The sequence below is a fragment of the Cellulosimicrobium cellulans genome, from assembly GCF_001722485.1.
Taxonomy (GTDB): domain Bacteria; phylum Actinomycetota; class Actinomycetes; order Actinomycetales; family Cellulomonadaceae; genus Cellulosimicrobium; species Cellulosimicrobium cellulans_A.
Genome location: NZ_LWGL01000066.1, coordinates 1 through 17,320 on the forward strand (window position 1 = coordinate 1; position 17,320 = coordinate 17,320).

The window sequence follows — 17,320 nt, forward strand, 5'->3', positions numbered from 1 at the left end:
TGCGCGCGTGGGCCCGCTGGACGGCGACCGCACCCGACGACGTCACGACGTCCGTCGTGGTGCTCACCCTGCCGGACCTGCCGTTCGTGCCCGAGCCGCTGCGGGGTCGCACCGTGCTCACGCTGCGTCGCGGTGGTGGCCGCACCCGCGACCGCGTCCGCGGTGCGGGCGGCGCTCGGCGCGGGCGACGACGACCTCGACGCGCCCGTCGTCGTGCTCGACCCGGTGCAGGCGAAGGGCCTGGAGTTCGACGCCGTGGTCCTCGTCGAGCCGGCGGAGGTCGCCGCCGGCGAGTCCGGGGCGTCGGACCTGTACGTCGCGATGACGCGCCCGACGCAGCGTCTCGTCGTCGTGCACGCCCGGGAGCTCCCGGAGGGGCTGACCGCGCCGGAGGCCTGACGCGGGCCGCCGGCGGGCGTCCCGAGGGTCAAGACCCGTTTGGTCCACGCCGCGGACGAGGCGCACCATGGTGGCGTGCTACGCGCCCTCCTCCTCGAGAACCTCCACCCGCTCGCCGCCGCGAACCTGCGCGCCGCGGGCATCGACGTCACCGTCCGCACCGGCGCGCTCGACGAGTCCGAGCTCGTCGAGGCCCTGCAGGGCGTCCACCTGCTCGGCATCCGGTCCAAGACGAACGTCACCGCGCACGTCCTCGAGAACGCGCCCGACCTCGTCGCGCTCGGCGCGTTCTGCATCGGCACCAACCAGATCGACCTGCGCGCCGCCGCTGCCCAGGGCGTCGCCGTGTTCAACGCGCCCTTCCAGAACACGCGGTCCGTCGTCGAGCTGGCCCTCGCCGAGATCATCGCGCTCACGCGCCGGCTCACCGAGCGCGACCGCGCGCTGCACGACGGCGTGTGGGACAAGTCGGCGGAGGGTGCGCACGAGGTCCGTGGCCGCACGCTCGGCATCGTGGGCTACGGCAACATCGGCACGCAGCTGTCGGTCGTCGCGGAGAACCTCGGCATGTCCGTCGTCTTCTACGACACCGCGGAGAAGCTCGCGCTGGGCAACGCCCGCCGCATGGACACGCTCGACGAGCTCCTCGAGACGGCGGACGTCGTGACGCTCCACGTCGACGGCCGCACGGGCAACGCGGGGATGTTCGGCGCCAAGCAGTTCGCGCAGATGCGCCCCGGCGCCATCTTCCTCAACCTCTCGCGCGGCTTCGTCGTCGACTACGACGCGCTGCGCGAGTCGATCCTCGCGGGCCACGTCGCCGGCGCCGCCGTCGACGTCTTCCCCGAGGAGCCGAAGCGCAAGGGCGACTCGTTCCACTCGGAGCTGCGGGGCCTGCCCAACGTCATCCTCACGCCGCACATCGGCGGCTCGACGGAGGAGGCGCAGGAGGCGATCGGCCAGTTCGTCTCGACGAAGCTGCGCGACTACCTCACCACGGGCTCGACGACTCTCAGCGTCAACCTGCCGAACCTCGCGCTCGAGCAGACGACCGGGATCACGCGCATCACGCACCTGCACCGCAACACGCCCGGCGTGCTCGCCGCGGTCAACGCGACGCTCGCCGAGCACGGGACGAACATCGAGGGCCAGCTGCTCGCCACGCGCGGCGAGCTCGGCTACGTGGTCACGGACGTCGGCTCGCGCGTCGAGCCCGCCGTGGTCGAGGCGCTCGCCGCCATGGAGCAGACGATCACGCTGCGCGTCCTCGACTGAGCCACGCCCCGGGCGGCCGGCACGGCCGGACGCCCGGGCCACCGGCCCGCACGGGCACAGGTCGTGGACGGGCCACAGGTCCCGGACCTTGCGGACCCTCGTCCGTGGTGCGGCGCGAACATCCGGCGCCAGCATGAGGTATGACCGGGTACTCGCAGGACGCCGCGACCGCGCTCGACGCGCAGGAGTGCTGGGCGCTCGTCGCCGGCACGCGCGTCGCCCGGCTCGCGGTGAGCATGGGCGGCGCGCCCGACATCTACCCCGTGACGGTGCACGCGGCCGGCGACGTCCTGACGTTCCGCACCGTGCCGGGCACCAAGCTCGCGACGCTCGTGACGAACGACCGCGTCGCGCTCGAGTGGGACGACGTCGCGACGAAGGACGCGTGGAGCGTCGTCGTGCGGGGCACCGCGAGGCATCTGGAGACCGCGCGGGAGGTCGCCGCGGTCCAGCCACCGGACCGCGACGACGTGGTCGCGCCGCTCGTCGACGTACCGACGGAGGACTGGGTCCGCGTCGAGGCACGCGAGGTGAGCGGGCGGCGGTTCCGCCGGCCGCTCCCGTGAGCGACGGCCGGACGCGTCAGCCGGACTTGCGGCGGAACGTGCGCTGGACGGGACCGACGGTCTCGGACCCGTGCACCGTCCCCGTGTTCGTCCCGCCGTCTGCGCTGCGGTGCCGGGCGGCGTTCTTGCGGTCCAGCGCCTCGCGGAACTTCGCCTTGGCCTCCTCGCTCGGCCCTGTCGATGCTGGTCGCTGCTGGTCGGACGCCATGGCGGTCTCCTCGTGGTCGGTGGTCGGCGGCCGGCCCGGCGTCGGGCCGTCCACCGCCCGCCCAGCGTGCCGCACCCCCGGTGCCCGGCGCCAGCCCATTACCGCGCCCGCCCTGGTCGCGGGCTCAGGTAGCGTCGAGGCGTGACCTCGCCCGCGAACCCGACGCCGCCCTCCCCCGGTCTGCCCCACCGCCGCCTCGGGCGCACCGGCCTGACGCTGCCCGTCGTGTCGCTCGGGCTCTGGCAGAACTTCGGCCACGCCCACCCCGTCGCCACGCAGCGCGAGATCGTGCTGCACGCCGTGGACCGCGGCGTGACGCACCTCGACCTCGCCAACAACTACGGCCCGCCCGGCGGTGCGGCGGAGGAGACGGTCGGGCGTCTGCTCGCGCGCGAGCTGCGGCCGGTGCGCGACGAGCTCGTCGTGACGACCAAGGCCGGCTACCGCATGGGTCCGGGGCCGTACGGCGAGGGCGGGTCCCGCAAGTACCTCCTGTCCTCGCTCGACGCCTCGCTGCGGCGGCTCGGTCTCGACCACGTGGACGTCTTCTACAGCCACCGCTTCGACCCGTCGACCCCGCTCACCGAGACGATCGGGGCGCTCGCGACCGCCGTCCGGTCCGGCCGTGCCCGGTACGCGGGAATCTCCTCGTACTCGGCGCGCCGCACGCGCGAGGCGCTCCAGGTCGCGGCGGACGTGGGCGTCGACCTCGTCGTCACCCAGGTGTCGTACTCGATGCTCAACCGGTGGATCGAGGAACCGGACGCGTCCGGCGAGAGCGTGCTCGACGTCGCGGACCGGGCCGGGATGGGCGTCGTCGCCTTCTCGCCCCTCGCGCAGGGCATGCTCACCGACCGCTACCTGGACGGGACCCCCGAGGGGTCGCGCGCGGCGCGCGGCGGGCCGCTGCGCGAGGAGTTCCTCTCGCCGGAGAACCTCGACCACGTGCGCCGGCTCGACGCGCTCGCCCGCGCCCACGGGCGCTCGCTCGCCCGCACGGCGATCGCCTGGGCGGCGCGCGACCCGCGCGTCACGTCGGTGCTCGTCGGCGCGAGCTCGGTCGCACAGCTCGACGACAGCCTCGCCGCGCTCGACGGCCCGCCGCTGTCCGACGAGGAGGTCGCGGCGGTCGAGGCGATCCCGCGCGACACGGGCATCAACCTCTGGGCGTCGCGGTCCAGCGACCTCTGAGGCCTGCCTGACGGGCCGGTGCTACAGGTTCGGCGATCCCGTCCCGCCGGCGCCGGCCGCGCCCTCGCCGTCGGGCGCGGTGCTCACCGAGGCGTCCGCCGAGGTGCCCGACGCGGTCGCGCGCGCCCCCGCACGCTCTGCGCGGTCGACCCGCAGCGAGGTGATGGCGCTCTCGAAGTCCTCGAGCGAGTCGAACGCCTGGTACACGCTCGCGAACCGCAGGTAGGCGACCTCGTCGAGCTCGCGGAGCGGACCGAGGATCGCGAGCCCGATCTCGTAGGCGTCGAGCTCGGCGCTCCCGCTCGCCCGGATGGTCTCCTCCACGCGCTGCGCGAGCAGCGCGAGGTCGTCCTCGTTGACCGGACGCCCCTGGCACGCCTTGCGCACGCCGTTGACGATCTTCTCCCGCGAGAACGGCTCGGTGACACCGGAGCGCTTGACCACCGACAGGCTCGCCGTCTCGATGGTCGTGAAGCGCCGCTGGCACTGGGGGCACTGCCGACGGCGCCGGATCGACGCGCCGTCGTCGGACGTGCGCGAGTCGACGACGCGCGAGTCCGCGTGGCGGCAGAACGGGCAGTGCATGGCGGTCTCCTCGAGCAGGGGGGCGCCGCGCCGTGGGTCCGCACGGCAGGGCGCGACGAACGTATGCCGTCGCGGCGCGGCGACGCAACACGCCGCGCGGCGACGGCGCCGCGCGCGAGGAGGCGCAGCAGGACGGGGGCGGCCGTCACCGGCCGCCCCCGTCGGGACGCCCCCGTCCCCATCTCGCGCCCGACTCGCCTCGTGCGCGGCGACGTGCTCAGGAGTCGCGGTGCTCCCGCGGCCTCCTCACCTCCTGCCCGGCCCCCCAGCCCGGCGAGTGAAGTGGCACTAACTTAGGACCTCCTAAGCGCCAGCGCAACCCCTGTCACGTGACGCGCGCGCCGCGACCGCCCGTCAGCCCTCGACCGGCAGCAGCAGGCGCTGCCCCGTCTGCAGCCCCGAGGAGCCCAGGCCGTTGAGCTCGGCGATGCGCGCGACGACGTCGCGGACGTCCTCCCCCGGACCGGCGAGCCGCTGCGCGTGGCCCCACAGCGTCTCGCCCGCCGTCACGACGTGGACGCGGACCTCGACCGGCTCGCCCGGCGCGCCGGCCACCGCGTCGCCGACGCGCACCCCGAGCAGCGCCACCACGAGGGCGAGGAGCGTCACCACGACGCGGCCCCGGCGCGTCAGCCGCAGCCGCACCGGCTGTGGGCGGGACACCGCCCGCACCCCGCCGCGGACAGGCCCGGTCCACGTCGTCGTCATGCTGCTCATCCCGATCTCCATCCTCTCCCGCCGGCGCCGGAGCGCCTTCCCCGGTCGCTCCGGCACCGGCGGGCGTCTCGTCGACCCGCGCGGGTCGAACACGTGTACGTAGAACACCTGTACGAAGGTCTACCACGTCCCGCCGACACAGTCGAGGGATCGTCGAACATGTGTTTGATTCCACCGCCTCCCTCCCCTAACCTGGGACCAGGTCGCTTCGCCGGACATGTCCGTCCGGCGGGGTGCCACGGACCAAGGCACGACCAGGACGGCCGCGGGAGCGGCGGACGACCGGCGACCCGGCGCCGACGCCGGCGGGGCGACGAGGGCGGAGACGACGATGGCGGGACGAGGCAGGGACACGAGCGGTGGGCTCGCCGAGGTGCGCGAGCTGCCCGACGGCACCGCCGGCGGAGACGGCCTCACCCCGCGCCAGCGTCTGGTCCTGGAGACCATCCGCTCGTGCGTCGAGCAGCGCGGCTACCCGCCGAGCATGCGGGAGATCGGCGAGGCGGTCGGGCTCACGAGCCCCTCGTCCGTCAAGCACCAGCTCACGACGCTCGAGCGCAAGGGCTTCCTGCGCCGCGACCCCAACCGTCCCCGCGCGATCGAGGTCGTCCAGCCCGAGGACGCGCGGCGGGCCGCGCCGACCCCCGTGGTGGTCGCCGCGGACGACGCGCACCCGGCGCCGTCGTTCGTCCCGGTCGTGGGCCGCATCGCCGCCGGCGGGCCCATCCTCGCGGACCAGGTCGTCGAGGACGTCTTCCCGCTCCCGCGTCAGCTCGTGGGCGACGGGGAGCTGTTCCTCCTGAAGGTCCAGGGCGACTCGATGGTCGACGCGGCGATCTGCGACGGCGACTGGGTCGTCGTCCGTCGTCAGCCGGTCGCGGAGAACGGCGAGATCGTCGCCGCGATGATCGACGGCGAGGCGACCGTGAAGACGTTCAAGCGTGCCGACGGCCACGTCTGGCTGCTGCCGCACAACGCGGCCTACGAGCCCATCCTCGGCGACGACGCACAGGTGCTGGGCCGCGTCGTGTCGGTGCTGCGCAGCCTCTGATGCCCGGACCGCGGGTCCGGGTGGTCCGCGGTCCGGCCGTCCGCTAGAGGCCGAACCTCCGGGCGGCGGCGCGCAGCGAGTCCGCGGACGCCTGAAGCCCGGCGAGCTCGTCGGCCGCGAGAGGGACGTCGACCCGCTCGACGGCGCCGCGGCGGTCCACGAGCGTCGGGAGCGACAGGCACACGTCGTCGATGCCGTAGTCGCCGTCCAGCAGGGTCGACACGGGCAGCACGCGGTGCTCGTCGCCGAGCACGGCCTCGATGATGCGCGTCCCCGCGAGTCCCACCGCGTAGTTGGTGGCGCCCTTGCCCTCGATGATCCGGTACGCGGACTGCACCACCTCGCGCGCGATCTCGTCCCGGACGTCCTCGGTCAGCGCGGCACGCCCGGCGAGCCCCTTCCAGTCGAGCAGCGGGACGCCTCCGATGGTCGCGGCGCTCCACAGCGGGATCTCGCTGTCGCCGTGCTCGCCCGCGACGTACGCGTGGACGTTCTGGACCGCGACGCCGCACTGCTGCGCGACGAGGAAGCGCAGGCGCGAGGAGTCGAGCACGGTCCCGCTGCCGAAGAGACGCTGCGGCGGCAGGCCGGAGATCTTCAGCGCCGCGTACGTGACGATGTCGACCGGGTTGGTCACCATGACGTAGACGGCGTCCGGCGCGACCTCGACGAGGCCGGGCAGGATCGAGCGCATGAGGCCGATCGTCGTCTCCGCCAGGTCCAGGCGCGTCTGCCCGGGCTTCTGCTTCGCCCCGGCCGTCACCACGACGACGTCCGCGTCCGCGCACACGGCGACGTCGTCCGACCCCTCGACCCGCGCCATCGGCATGAACTGGATGCCGTGCTGGAGGTCCAGGACCTCGGCCTCGACCTTCGCCCGGTTCACGTCGAGCATCGCCACCGTCCGTGCGGCTCCGCGCATGAGCGCGGCGTAGGCGAGGGTCGACCCGACGGCGCCCGCCCCGACGATGGCGAGCTTCGTCGTGCGCGCCCCGGCCGCCGGGGCGCGCCCTGCGGGGTCGTGGTCCTGCGGTGCCGTGCTCGTCATCGTGCCTCCGTCTCGTCGGTCCCGGCTCAGCCTAGGGCGACGAGGCGGCGCAGCGCAGCGGCAGCGACCTCGCGGTCGGTCGTCTGCCAGAACCCGGGCATGGACCGCGTGAGGAAGGTGCCGTACCGGGCGGTGACCAGGCGCGGGTCGAGCACGGCGACCACCCCGCGGTCGGCCGTGGAGCGCACGAGGCGGCCGGCGCCCTGGGCGAGCAGGAGCGCGGCGTGCGTGGCGGAGACCTGCATGAACCCGTTGCCGCCGGCCGCCTCGACGGCGCGCGCCCGCGCGGACCGCACCGGGTCGTCCGGACGCGGGAACGGGATGCGGTCGATGAGCACGAGCTGGCACGAGGGGCCCGGCACGTCGACGCCCTGCCACAGCGACAGGGTGCCGAACAGGCACGTCGCGGGGTCGTCGGCGAACTGGCGCACGAGGGTGGGCAGCTGGTCGTCGCCCTGGCACAGCACGGGCACGTCGAGCCGCTCGCGCATGGCCTCGGCGGCCGCGACAGCGGCCCGCCGCGAGGAGAACAGGCCGAGCGTGCGGCCTCCGGCCGCCTCGACGAGCGCGGCGATCTCGTCGAGCTGGTGCTCGGTCGCGGCCTCGCGCCCGGGCGTGGGCAGGTGCTTGGCGACGTAGAGGATCCCCTGGCGCGGGTAGTCGAACGGGCTGCCCACGTCGAGCCCGCGCCACGGCGGGCTCTCGTCGCCCGACCCGCCGCCGAGCCCGAACGTCCGCGCGACGGCGTCGAACGTCCCGCCGAGCGCGAGCGTGGCGGACGTGAAGACGCCGGTGCGCTCGGCGAGCAGGTGCGTGCGGATGAGCCCGGCGACGCCGAGCGGCGCGGCGTGCAGGCGGCTCGCGCCCTCGCCGAACCGGTCCGCCGACGACCACGCGCCCTCGCCGGGACGCGAGCACCAGAGCACGTCGTGACCGGTGGGGTCGGCGGCCATCCGCTCGGCGATCTCGAACAGCTGCAGCATCGCCGACTGCGCCATCTTCAGCCCCGTGTCCGGCGTCGCGGGCTTCGTCACCCCGGTCTCCGGCTTGAGCCGGGACAGCACCTCGCGCGCCGCGTCGCGCACGGCCGCCACGGCGGAGCGGGCGCCGTCGGGCAGGCCCTCGGGGAACCGTTCGGCGGGCAGGGCGCCGACGACCGTGCCGAACGCGGCCGAGGCCGCGTCGAGGGCCTCGGTCGTCACGCCGCCGTGGCGCCGCGCGAGCCGGGCCGCGCCCTCGATCGCGGGGACCGAGAGGTCGACGGTCGCCGCGGCGGTCACCCGGTCGGCGAGCTCGTGCGCCTCGTCGACGACGAGCACGTCGTGCTCGGGCAGGACCCCGGGCGAGCCCATCGCGGCGATGCCGAGCATCGCGTGGTTCGTCACGACGACGTCGGCCTCGCGCGCCGCCGCGCGCGCCCGCTCGGGGAAGCACTCGGCGAGGAGGGGGCAGCGCTGGCCGAGGCACTCGAGCGCGGTCACCGACACCTGGCGCCACGCCTTGTCGCTCACGCCGGGCACGAGGTCGTCGCGGTCGCCGGTCGACGTCTCCTGCGCCCACTCGCGCAGGCGCAGGACCTGCTCCCCGAGGGACGCCGCGCCGTTCTCGCCGCGCGCGGGCGGGTGGTCCGCGGCGCCGGCCGACTCCCCGGGCAGGTCGAAGAGCGTCGGCTCGTCGGAGGGGTAGCCGCCCGCGATCTTGTGCAGGCACAGGTAGTTGTGCCAGCCCTTGAGCAGCGCGATGGTCGCCGGCCGGGGCAGCTCGTCCCCCACGGCGTCCGCGACGAGGGGCAGGTCGCGCGTGATCACCTGGCGCTGCAGCGCGAGGGTCGCGGTCGACACGACGACGCGCTCGTCCGTCGCGACGGCGTGCCGGACGGCGGGCACGAGGTACCCGAGCGACTTCCCGGTGCCGGTGCCCGCCTGGACGACGAGGTGCTCGCCGCTGCCGATCGAGCCGGCCACGGCGCGCGCCATCGCGTGCTGCCCGTCGCGGCGCGCGCCGCCGAGCCGCCCGACCGCGAGGTCGAGCAGCGTGTCGACGTCCGGCACGCCGGCCGACGTCGCCGCGTCGCGGGACGGCGCCGTCCCCGCCTCCACCGTGTCGTCGGCGGGACGGGGCGCGGCGGGCGAGACGGGGGGCACCCGTCCGAGTCTACGGTCGCCCTCCCACGCGGTTGCGGCGCTCCGCCGCCCTGTGGAGGACACGACGACGGCCCTGCCGGGCCGCTCAGGCGCGAGCGGCCCCGGCGAGCTCGGCCGCGAGCGCCTCGGCGACGCGGCCGCGCAGGAGCGTGCCCTCGGCCGTGTGCTCCTCGTGGTCGATCTCGCCCTCGGTGTGGACGCGGTGCACGAGGTCGCCGCGGCTGTAGGGCACGACGACGTCGATCGTGACGTCCGGGCGCGGCAGCTCGCGCGCGATGAGGTCGCGCAGCTCCTCGACGCCCTGGCCCGTGTGCGCGGAGACGACGACCGTGCGCCGCTCGCGGCGCCGGATCCTGTCGACCACCTCGGGGTCCGCGACGTCCGCCTTGTTGAGCACGACGACCTCCGGCACGTCCTCGACGCCCGGGATGTCGGCGAGCACGTGCCGTACCGCGGCGATCTGCCCCTCCGGGTCCGGGTGGGACACGTCGACGACGTGCAGGAGCAGGTCGGCGTCCCCGACCTCCTCGAGCGTCGAGCGGAACGCCTCGACGAGCTGGTGGGGCAGGGCACGCACGAAGCCGACGGTGTCGGCCAGCGTGTACACGCGCCCGTCCTCGGTGCGGGTGCGCCGCACGGTCGGGTCGAGGGTCGCGAACAGGGCGTTCTCGACGAGCACGCCGGCACCCGTGATCGCGTTGAGCAGGCTCGACTTGCCCGCGTTGGTGTAGCCCGCGATCGCGACCGACGGGACGGCGTGCCGCTTGCGCGACGAGCGCTTGGTCTCGCGGCCCGGGGCCATCGCGGCGATCTCGCGGCGCAGCTTGGCCATGCGGCTGCGGATGCGCCGGCGGTCGAGCTCGATCTTCGTCTCACCGGGACCGCGCGAGCCCATGCCGGCGCCGGCGCCGCCGACCTGGCCACCGGCCTGGCGGGACATCGACTCGCCCCAGCCGCGCAGGCGCGGCAGGAGGTACTCGAGCTGGGCGAGCTCGACCTGGGCCTTGCCCTCCCGGGACTTGGCGTGCTGGGCGAAGATGTCGAGGATCAGCGCGGTCCGGTCGACGACCTTGACCTTGACGATGTCCTCGAGCGCGCGGCGCTGGGAGGGTGCGAGCTCGCCGTCGACGACGACCGTGTCCGCGCCGCTCGACGCGACGACGTCGGCGAGCTCCTCGGCCTTGCCGGAGCCGAGGTACGTGCCGGGGTCGGGCTTGGCGCGCTTCTGGATCACGCCGTCGAGCACCTGGGAGCCTGCCGTCTCGGCGAGCGCGGCGAGCTCGCGCAGGGAGATCTCCGCCTCCTGCGCGGTCCGCGCGGCGCCGTCCTCGCGGGGGTCGGTGCCCGGGCTCCACAGCCCGACGAGCACGACCTTCTCGAGGCGCAGCTGCCGGTACTCGACCTCCGTGACGTCCTGGAGCTCGGTCGACAGGCCCGCGACGCGGCGCAGCGCGCTGCGCTCGGCGAGGTCGAGCTGGTCTCCGTCGTGGTCCGCGTGGACCGTGCCGCCCTCCGCGCGCGCCGTACCCGCCCGTGCGAGCACCCGCGCCACGACGTCGCTCGCGATGTCCCGCGACGCGTCGGCCGGCTCCTGGTGAGCCGCCGTGGGGTTCGCCGGGGTCTGGGTCATGTGCCGCCTTCCGTCGGTTCCGGGCGCTTCCTGCGCCCACGTGGTCCAACAAGCGTGGCACGCGTTTTCGTCCCGGAGCCAGCGCTTTCCGTAGGATCACGCCTCGTGAGCGACGAGCAGGACCACTACTTCACCGCGCGCCCCGCCTCCGCGGCGGAGCGCCGCACGCTCGCGGTGCGCCTCGCGGGCCGCGACGTCGAGGTCGAGGTGGCGTCCGGCGTCTTCTCCCCCGGGCGTCTCGACCTGGGCACGCAGGTGCTGCTGCGCACGGTGCCGCCGCTCGACGAGGCCCTCGCCGCGGCGGGGAGGACCGACGCCCACGTGCTCGACCTCGGCTGCGGCTGGGGCCCGGTCGCGCTCACGATGGCGCTCGAGGCGCCCGGGGCGACGGTCTGGGCGGTCGACGTCAACGAGCGCGCCCTGGACCTGGTGCGCCGCAACGCCGAGCGCCTGGGCCTGGACGGTGTCCGTGCCGTGACGCCGGACGAGGTCCCGGACGACGTCGCGCTCGCCGCGCTGTGGTCGAACCCGCCGATCCGCGTGGGCAAGGACGTGCTGCACGCGATGCTCCTGCGCTGGCTGCCGCGGCTCGCGCCCGGCGCGAGCGCGCACCTCGTGGTGCAGCGCAACCTCGGCGCCGACTCGCTGCAGCGCTGGCTCGTCGAGCACCTTGCCGGCCCCGTGCCCGGCGTGCGCGTCGAGCGCGCGGCGAGCGCCAAGGGGTTCCGGGTGCTCGAGGTCGTGGTGCCGGGCGCCTGAGACCGCGGGTGCCGGGCGCCTGAGACCGCGCGAGAGCCGGGTCGGCTCAGCGCACGGCTGCGGGTGCCCCGTCGGGGTCCGTCGCGGGGGCGTCGTCGGCGGCACCGCTCGTCGGCCCGCTCCCCGGGACGAGCGCCGCGAGGTCGATCTCGCCCGAGTGGACGAGCTCGGCCGGGCCGGCCAGCTCGACGCGGTCCCCGGCCAGCGCCCGCACGCGCACCGTGCCGCCCGGGACGTCGACGAGCCACGTGTCCGGGGCGTCCGCGCCGCCCCACACGCGCACCGCGAGCGCCGCCGCGCACGCGCCCGTGCCGCACGACGGCGTCTCCCCCACCCCGCGCTCGTGCACGCGCATCCGCACGCGCCCCACGACGGTGCCGTCCTCCGCGACCGTCTCCCCGAGCGGGACGACGAGCTCGACGTTGGTGCCGTGCGGGGGCACGGGCTCGACGACGGGCGCGGCCGTGAGGTCGGCGTCGTCGAGGAGGGCGTCGCGGGCGAGCGCGAGCACGGTGTGGGGGTTGCCGAGGTCGACGCTCAGCGCCGGGCGCGGCACCTCCCAGCCGTGCACGACGACGGTGGCGTCGTACCCGTCGCGCAGCGCGTCGCGGCCACCGGGCAGGAACCACGGGCCCATGTCGACGGCGTACCAGCCGTCGTCCTCCTTGCGCACGCGCTTGACGCCCGCACGCGTGCCGACCGGCACCTCGGTGCCGCCGGCGAAGCTCACGAGGCCGAGGCGCTCGGCGAACGCCGCGAAGACGCGCACCCCGTTGCCGCACATCTCCGCGACCGAGCCGTCGGCGTTGCGGTAGTCCATGAACCAGATGGCGTGCGGGTCCTCGGCGAGCACCTCGCGCGACTCGGGCACGAGCGCCGTCGGGACGAGGCGGATCACGCCGTCGGCCCCGACGCCGCCGCGCCGGTCCGCGAGCGCCCGCACGAGCTCCGGGGTGAGGTCGAGCTCGCCCGTCGTGTCCGCGAGGAGCACGAAGTCGTTGCGGGTCCCGTGCCCCTTGGTGAAGCGGGTGCGCGTCATGAGCCAAGACTACGGCGGACGGGGGCGCCGGCGTCCGACGCGTCCGGGCCGCCGGGCAGCGGCTCGCCCGCGTCCGCGGCCGCGACGAGCGCGAGCGCGTCCTCGACGAGCGTCGGCGACCGCGCGTCCAGCCAGCGCACGCGCGGGTCGCGGCCGAACCAGCCCATCTGCTTGCGCGCGAGGCGGCGCGTGTTGGCGGCGACGGCCTCGCGGGCGGCCTCCTCGCTCGTCTCCCCGCGCAGGTGCGCGAGCACCTCGGCGTACCCGACGGCGCGGCGGGCGGTGCGTCCCATGCCGGCGGCGTCGAGGCGGCGCACCTCGTCGACGAGGCCCTCGTCCCACATCCGCGCGACCCGGCCGCCGACCCGCGCGTCGAGCACGGCGCGGTCGCAGTCGAGGCCGATCTGCACGGTCGGACGCACGTACTCCTGGCGCGGCAGGTTCGCGGTGAACGGCTCGCCCGTCAGCTCGATCACCTCGAGCGCCCGCACGACCCGGCGCGTGTTGGCCGGGCCGATGCTCGCGGCGGCCGCGGGGTCGAGGCGCGCGAGCTCGTCGTGCAGCGCGCGCGTGCCCTCGCGCTCGGCCCGGTCCTCGAGCGCGGCGCGCACGGCGGGGTCCGTGCCCGGGAAGCGCATGTCGTCCAGCAGCGCGCGCACGTACAGGCCGGATCCCCCGACGACGACGGCGCGGCGCCCGCGGGCGGCGACGTCGTCGAGCACCGACCGCGCCACCTCCTGGTACCGCGCGACGGAGGCGTCCTCCGCCGGGTCGAGCACGTCGAGGAGGTGGTGGGGCACGCCGCGGCGCTCCGCCACGGGGACCTTCGCGGTGCCGACGTCCATCCCGCGGTAGAGCTGGTAGGCGTCCGCGTTGACGATCTCGGCGGGCGCGTCCGGGGTCTCGAGCCGCTGCGCGAGGTCGAGCCCGAGGTCGGACTTGCCCGTGGCGGTGGGGCCGACGACGGCGACGACGACGGGCGACCCCGTCCCGTCCGCGCGGTCGTCCGCACGGTCCTGCTCTCGGTTCACCCGCAGAACGGTACCGGGGCGGGGACGGGCGGTGCGGGCGGTGCGGGTGGGGTTGCGTAGTCTGTCCGAGGCGTCCGGGCAGACCGGCCGGGACGGCCGACACGTACCCGACCCGAGAGAGACGAGGACAGCAGCACCATGGGCTTCTTCACCAAGCCGGACGCCGCCCCCACCAGCCACAACGCCCCCGTGACGCGCGAGCGCATCGAGGCGCTCCTGACGAGCCGGGACTGGCGCTACTTCGTCGACTCGGACGGCGACGTCGGGGGCAACTGGGACGGCAAGGTGTTCTACTTCTTCCTCATCGGCGAGAAGAAGGAGATCCTCCAGGTGCGCGGTCGCTGGCACCGTACGCTGCCCGCCGCCGCGGAGGCGCAGGTCGCGCTCGTGGCGAACGAGTTCAACCGCGACAGGATCTGGCCCAAGGTGTACGGCCGCGTCGAGGACGACCGGGTCGCGGTCTACACGGAGGTGGCGACGGACCTCGAGTTCGGCGTGGCGGACGACCAGCTCGGCCAGCTCGTCGAGTGCGGCCTCTTCACGGCCCTGCAGTTCTTCGACGTGCTCGAGGAGCGCTTCCCGGACACGGCGACGGAGACGGTGGCCGCGGACGCCGACGCGCGGTGAGCACCGGCCGCGCGGCCGGCGGGGCCTTCCAGGTCGACCTGCGCGGCGTCGTCGACCTCCTCGCCCGGCACCTGTACTCCAGCCCGCGCGTGTACCTGCGCGAGCTCCTGCAGAACGGCGTCGACGCGATCACGGCCCGCGCGGCGATCGCGCCCGAGGAAGACCCCGACCGTCCGGCGCGGGGCACGATCCTGCTGCGCCCGCTGCCGGGTGGCGGGCTCGAGGTCCACGACGACGGGGTGGGCCTGACGCACGACGAGGCGCGCGAGCTCCTCGCGACGATCGGCCGCTCGTCCAAGCGCGACGTCGAGCTCGGCGCCGGGCGTGAGGAGTTCCTCGGGCAGTTCGGCATCGGGCTGCTCTCGGCCTTCCTCGTCGCGGACGAGATCGAGCTGGTCTCGCGCTCGGCCCGGAGCGCCCCGGACGGCTCGCGCCCGGAGCCGGTGCGCTGGCGCGGGCGCGCCGACGGGAGCTACGACCTCGTCCGGCTCGACCCGGACGACCCCGCCGCGCCCGCGGCACCGGGCAGCGTGGTGCGCCTGCTGCCCCGCCGGGACGCCGAGCACTGGCTCGCCGCCGACACGGTGACCGCGCTCGCGCTCGACGTCGGGTCGCTCCTGCCCGTGGACGTGCTCGTCGAGACCCGTCTCGACGAGCACGTCCCGGGGGCGGGCGCTCCCGTGCGGCGCCGCCTGTCGGGCGGGGAGCTGCCGTGGCACGAGGCCCACCCGACGCCCGCCGCGCGCGACGCCGCCCTCGACGCCTATGCGGAGCGTGCCCTCGGCTTCACGCCGCTCGCCCGGATCGACCTCGAGGTGCCGCTCACCGGGCTCTCCGGCGTCGCCTACGTGCTGCCCGCCGCGGTCCCGCCGACCGCGTCGGCACGGCACCGTGTCTACCTCAAGCGCATGCTCCTGGGCGGCGCGGTCGACGACCTGCTCCCGCCGTGGGCCTTCTTCGTGCGGTGCGTCGTCGACGCGTCCGCGCTGCGCCCGACGGCGTCGCGCGAGGGGCTGTACGAGGACGAGGTCCTCCTCGCGACCCGCGACGCGCTCGGGGCGCAGGTGCGGCGCTGGACCCTCGACACCCTCGCCGAGGACTCCCCCGTCGCGCGCCGGTTCCTCGCGACCCACCACCTCGCCGTCCGCGCGCTCGCGCTGCAGGACGACGAGATGCTCGACGTCGCGGCACGCGTCCTGCCGTTCGAGACGACCGCGGGCACGACCACGCTCGCCGAGCTCGCCGCCGCGCACCCCGTCGGCCGGCTCGTCTACGCGACGAGCGTCGAGGAGTACCGCCGCATCGCCCCCGTGGCCGCGGCGCAGGGGCTTCCCGTGGTGAACGGCGGCTACGTGTACGACGCCGACCTCCTCGCGCGCGTCGCGCGACGGTTCCCGCGGTGGCGCCTCGCCCCGGTCACGTCGGACGACGTCGCGCACGTGCTGGCCGAGGTCGAGCCGCTGCGCGAGCTCGAGGTCGCCGACGCGCTCGCGTCGCTCGGCACCGCGCTCGCCGACCAGGACTGCGACGTCTCCCTGCGCCGGTTCGCGCCGGAGGCCCTGCCCGCGATGCTGCTGCACGACCGCGAGGGCGACCACGCCCGGGCGGCCGCCCGGACCGCCGCGGAGGTCGACGACCTGTGGGGCGGCGTCCTCGCCGGGCTCACCGGCCCGGCGCGCGCCCGGCAGCTCGTCCTCAACGACGACAACGGCACGGTCCGCGCGCTGCTCGCGTCGCCGGACGTCGCGGTGCGCGGCGCGGGGGTGCGCTCGCTCTACGTCACGGCGCTCCTCGCGTCGGGCCGCACCCTGCAGGCGTCGGAGGCCGCCGTGATGAACGACGCGCTCACGCTCCTGCTCGGACGCGCGCTCGCCCCCGGCGACGCACCACGCCCGATGCCGGACCGACCGCTCGACCGCCCGCTCGACCGCCCGCACGGCCGGACTTCCGACGGCCTGCCCGACCCCGCCGACGACGAGGAGCCCTGATGACCCGGTCCGTGGACCAGGTGAACGCCGCCGTCCACCAGATCCGCTCGATGCCGTACGGGATCGCGCGCTCGGCCGCGGCCGCGGCCGAGGTGGACCGCGTGGTCGCCGAGGGCCCCGACGCGGCACGGGCCTACGCGCTCTTCGCCCTCGTCGAGTCGTCCGTCTGGGGCGGCGAGGTGGCGAAGGCGTACCTGCCGTTCACGCAGCTGCTGCGGTGGTGGGACGAGCACCCCGAGCACTTCGACGACGAGGACGCGCACTCGCTGTTCTGGTCGTTCAAGTGGATGGTCGGTCACCTCATGGAGTTCCCGACCGTCCCGGCGGAGCAGATCGAGCGCACGCTCGACGACATGGCACGTCGCTACGCGCTGGCGGGCAACGGGACGAACGCAGTCGCGCTCGAGCGCTTCTCGTGGGCGCGCGAGCGGGGCGCGGCCGACGTCGAGGAGGCCTACCAGGCGTGGGTCACCACGCCGCGCGACGAGTACTCCCAGTGCGAGGCGTGCGAGCCCGGCGACCGCGCCGCGTACCTGTTCGACACGGAACGCTACGAGGAGGGCATCCGGCTGCTCGAGCAGGTCCTCGCCGGCTCGCCGCAGTGCGCGACGGAGCCCGGGGACATGCTCTCGCGCCTCCAGCTCGCCTACCTCGAGGTGGGCGACGCGGAGGCGGCCGCCCGCACCCACCGGCGCGGCCTGCGCCACCTCGACAACGGCGTGACGATGGACGGCCCCCAGGGCCGGCACATCGAGTTCCTCGCCCGGACCGGCAACGCCGACCGCGCGCTGCGTCGCCTCGTCGAGCAGCAGCGGCTCCTCGTCGAGTCGGACTCGCCGGGCGAGCGCCTCGGCTTCCTCACGAGCGTCGGCGTCGCCACGGGCGTGCTGCGCGCCGAGCGGGGCGACGAGCCGCTCGCCCTGCGCGAGGTCCCGGCCCGGACCGTGGCCGAGCTCGACACCTGGGTGCGGGGCGAGGCGGCCGCGCTCGCGCGCGCGTTCGACGAGCGCAACGGCACGACGGCCGCGAGCGACCGCCTCCTGCGCGCGTGGCGGCGTGCGG

At 75.5% G+C, this 17,320-nt stretch carries 16 protein-coding genes and 1 pseudogene; 9 read left to right on the forward strand and 8 right to left on the reverse strand.

The annotated features are described in order from the left end of the window. Positions 1-132 precede the first annotated feature (132 nt). From JZ5iCDA_RS19695 to JZ5iCDA_RS09155, 3 genes are all read left to right on the forward strand, one after another. Positions 133-399: an ATP-binding domain-containing protein gene (locus JZ5iCDA_RS19695; RefSeq protein WP_069386891.1), complete on the forward strand. Its 267-nt coding sequence runs from the start codon at positions 133-135 to the stop codon at positions 397-399. A 75-nt stretch (positions 400-474) separates the two neighbouring features. Continuing rightward, positions 475-1,674 (forward strand): phosphoglycerate dehydrogenase, encoded by a 1,200-nt coding sequence (serA, locus tag JZ5iCDA_RS09150; RefSeq protein ID WP_069386892.1) that lies wholly within the window; start codon positions 475-477, stop codon positions 1,672-1,674. Between the two features lie 140 nt (positions 1,675-1,814). Beyond that, positions 1,815-2,240 (forward strand): pyridoxamine 5'-phosphate oxidase family protein, encoded by a 426-nt coding sequence (locus tag JZ5iCDA_RS09155; RefSeq protein ID WP_069386893.1) that lies wholly within the window; start codon positions 1,815-1,817, stop codon positions 2,238-2,240. Between the two features lie 16 nt (positions 2,241-2,256). On the opposite strand, the gene JZ5iCDA_RS09160 is transcribed toward JZ5iCDA_RS09155, so the two are convergent. Continuing rightward, the gene (locus JZ5iCDA_RS09160; RefSeq protein WP_069386902.1) at positions 2,257-2,448 is read right to left on the reverse strand and encodes a DUF5302 domain-containing protein; all 192 of its coding nucleotides are present in this window, start codon (positions 2,446-2,448) and stop codon (positions 2,257-2,259) included. Between the two features lie 141 nt (positions 2,449-2,589). On the opposite strand from JZ5iCDA_RS09160, the gene JZ5iCDA_RS09165 reads away from it, so the two are divergent. Next, complete coding sequence (locus JZ5iCDA_RS09165) at positions 2,590-3,639, forward strand: aldo/keto reductase (protein ID WP_083259844.1); 1,050 nt, start codon at positions 2,590-2,592, stop codon at positions 3,637-3,639. A gap of 21 nt (positions 3,640-3,660) precedes the next feature. Here JZ5iCDA_RS09165 and nrdR read toward each other — a convergent pair whose 3' ends face one another. Together nrdR and JZ5iCDA_RS09175 are read right to left on the reverse strand one after the other, a co-directional pair. Further along, positions 3,661-4,224: a transcriptional regulator NrdR gene (gene nrdR, locus JZ5iCDA_RS09170; protein WP_069386894.1), complete on the reverse strand. Its 564-nt coding sequence runs from the start codon at positions 4,222-4,224 to the stop codon at positions 3,661-3,663. Positions 4,225-4,578: 354 nt separating this feature from the next. Further along, positions 4,579-4,941, reverse strand: a complete 363-nt coding sequence (locus JZ5iCDA_RS09175) for a LysM peptidoglycan-binding domain-containing protein (RefSeq protein WP_253182028.1) — start codon at positions 4,939-4,941, stop codon at positions 4,579-4,581. A gap of 331 nt (positions 4,942-5,272) precedes the next feature. On the opposite strand from JZ5iCDA_RS09175, the gene lexA reads away from it, so the two are divergent. Beyond that, complete coding sequence (gene lexA, locus JZ5iCDA_RS09180) at positions 5,273-5,992, forward strand: transcriptional repressor LexA (RefSeq protein WP_069386905.1); 720 nt, start codon at positions 5,273-5,275, stop codon at positions 5,990-5,992. Between the two features lie 43 nt (positions 5,993-6,035). On the opposite strand, the gene JZ5iCDA_RS09185 is transcribed toward lexA, so the two are convergent. From JZ5iCDA_RS09185 to hflX, 3 genes are all read right to left on the reverse strand, one after another. Continuing rightward, on the reverse strand, positions 6,036-7,040 hold the full coding sequence (locus JZ5iCDA_RS09185) for an L-lactate dehydrogenase (protein ID WP_069386895.1): 1,005 nt from the start codon (positions 7,038-7,040) through the stop codon (positions 6,036-6,038). Between the two features lie 26 nt (positions 7,041-7,066). After that, positions 7,067-9,139 (reverse strand): ATP-dependent DNA helicase, encoded by a 2,073-nt coding sequence (locus tag JZ5iCDA_RS09190; RefSeq protein ID WP_069386896.1) that lies wholly within the window; start codon positions 9,137-9,139, stop codon positions 7,067-7,069. A gap of 130 nt (positions 9,140-9,269) precedes the next feature. Next, positions 9,270-10,814, reverse strand: coding sequence for a GTPase HflX (gene hflX / locus JZ5iCDA_RS09195; protein WP_069386897.1), 1,545 nt, complete (start codon positions 10,812-10,814; stop codon positions 9,270-9,272). A gap of 105 nt (positions 10,815-10,919) precedes the next feature. Here hflX and JZ5iCDA_RS09200 point away from each other — a divergent pair, with 105 nt between their 5' ends. Continuing rightward, positions 10,920-11,573 (forward strand): class I SAM-dependent methyltransferase, encoded by a 654-nt coding sequence (locus JZ5iCDA_RS09200; RefSeq protein WP_069386898.1) that lies wholly within the window; start codon positions 10,920-10,922, stop codon positions 11,571-11,573. A gap of 46 nt (positions 11,574-11,619) precedes the next feature. Here JZ5iCDA_RS09200 and dapF read toward each other — a convergent pair whose 3' ends face one another. Then, complete coding sequence (gene dapF, locus JZ5iCDA_RS09205) at positions 11,620-12,612, reverse strand: diaminopimelate epimerase (protein ID WP_083259847.1); 993 nt, start codon at positions 12,610-12,612, stop codon at positions 11,620-11,622. Then, positions 12,609-13,643 (reverse strand): tRNA (adenosine(37)-N6)-dimethylallyltransferase MiaA, encoded by a 1,035-nt coding sequence (gene miaA / locus JZ5iCDA_RS09210; protein ID WP_069386899.1) that lies wholly within the window; start codon positions 13,641-13,643, stop codon positions 12,609-12,611. The genes dapF and miaA overlap by 4 nt, the downstream gene beginning before the upstream one ends. Positions 13,644-13,781: 138 nt before the next feature. Here miaA and JZ5iCDA_RS09215 point away from each other — a divergent pair, with 138 nt between their 5' ends. From JZ5iCDA_RS09215 to JZ5iCDA_RS09225, 3 genes and pseudogenes are all read left to right on the forward strand, one after another. Further along, the gene (locus JZ5iCDA_RS09215) at positions 13,782-14,270 is read left to right on the forward strand and encodes a YbjN domain-containing protein (protein WP_069386900.1); all 489 of its coding nucleotides are present in this window, start codon (positions 13,782-13,784) and stop codon (positions 14,268-14,270) included. Beyond that, complete coding sequence (locus JZ5iCDA_RS09220; protein ID WP_069386901.1) at positions 14,267-16,258, forward strand: HSP90 family protein; 1,992 nt, start codon at positions 14,267-14,269, stop codon at positions 16,256-16,258. The genes JZ5iCDA_RS09215 and JZ5iCDA_RS09220 overlap by 4 nt, the downstream gene beginning before the upstream one ends. Continuing rightward, positions 16,258-17,320, forward strand: a pseudogene (locus JZ5iCDA_RS09225) (hypothetical protein); the annotation flags it as partial. The gene JZ5iCDA_RS09220 and the pseudogene JZ5iCDA_RS09225, both read left to right, overlap by 1 nt.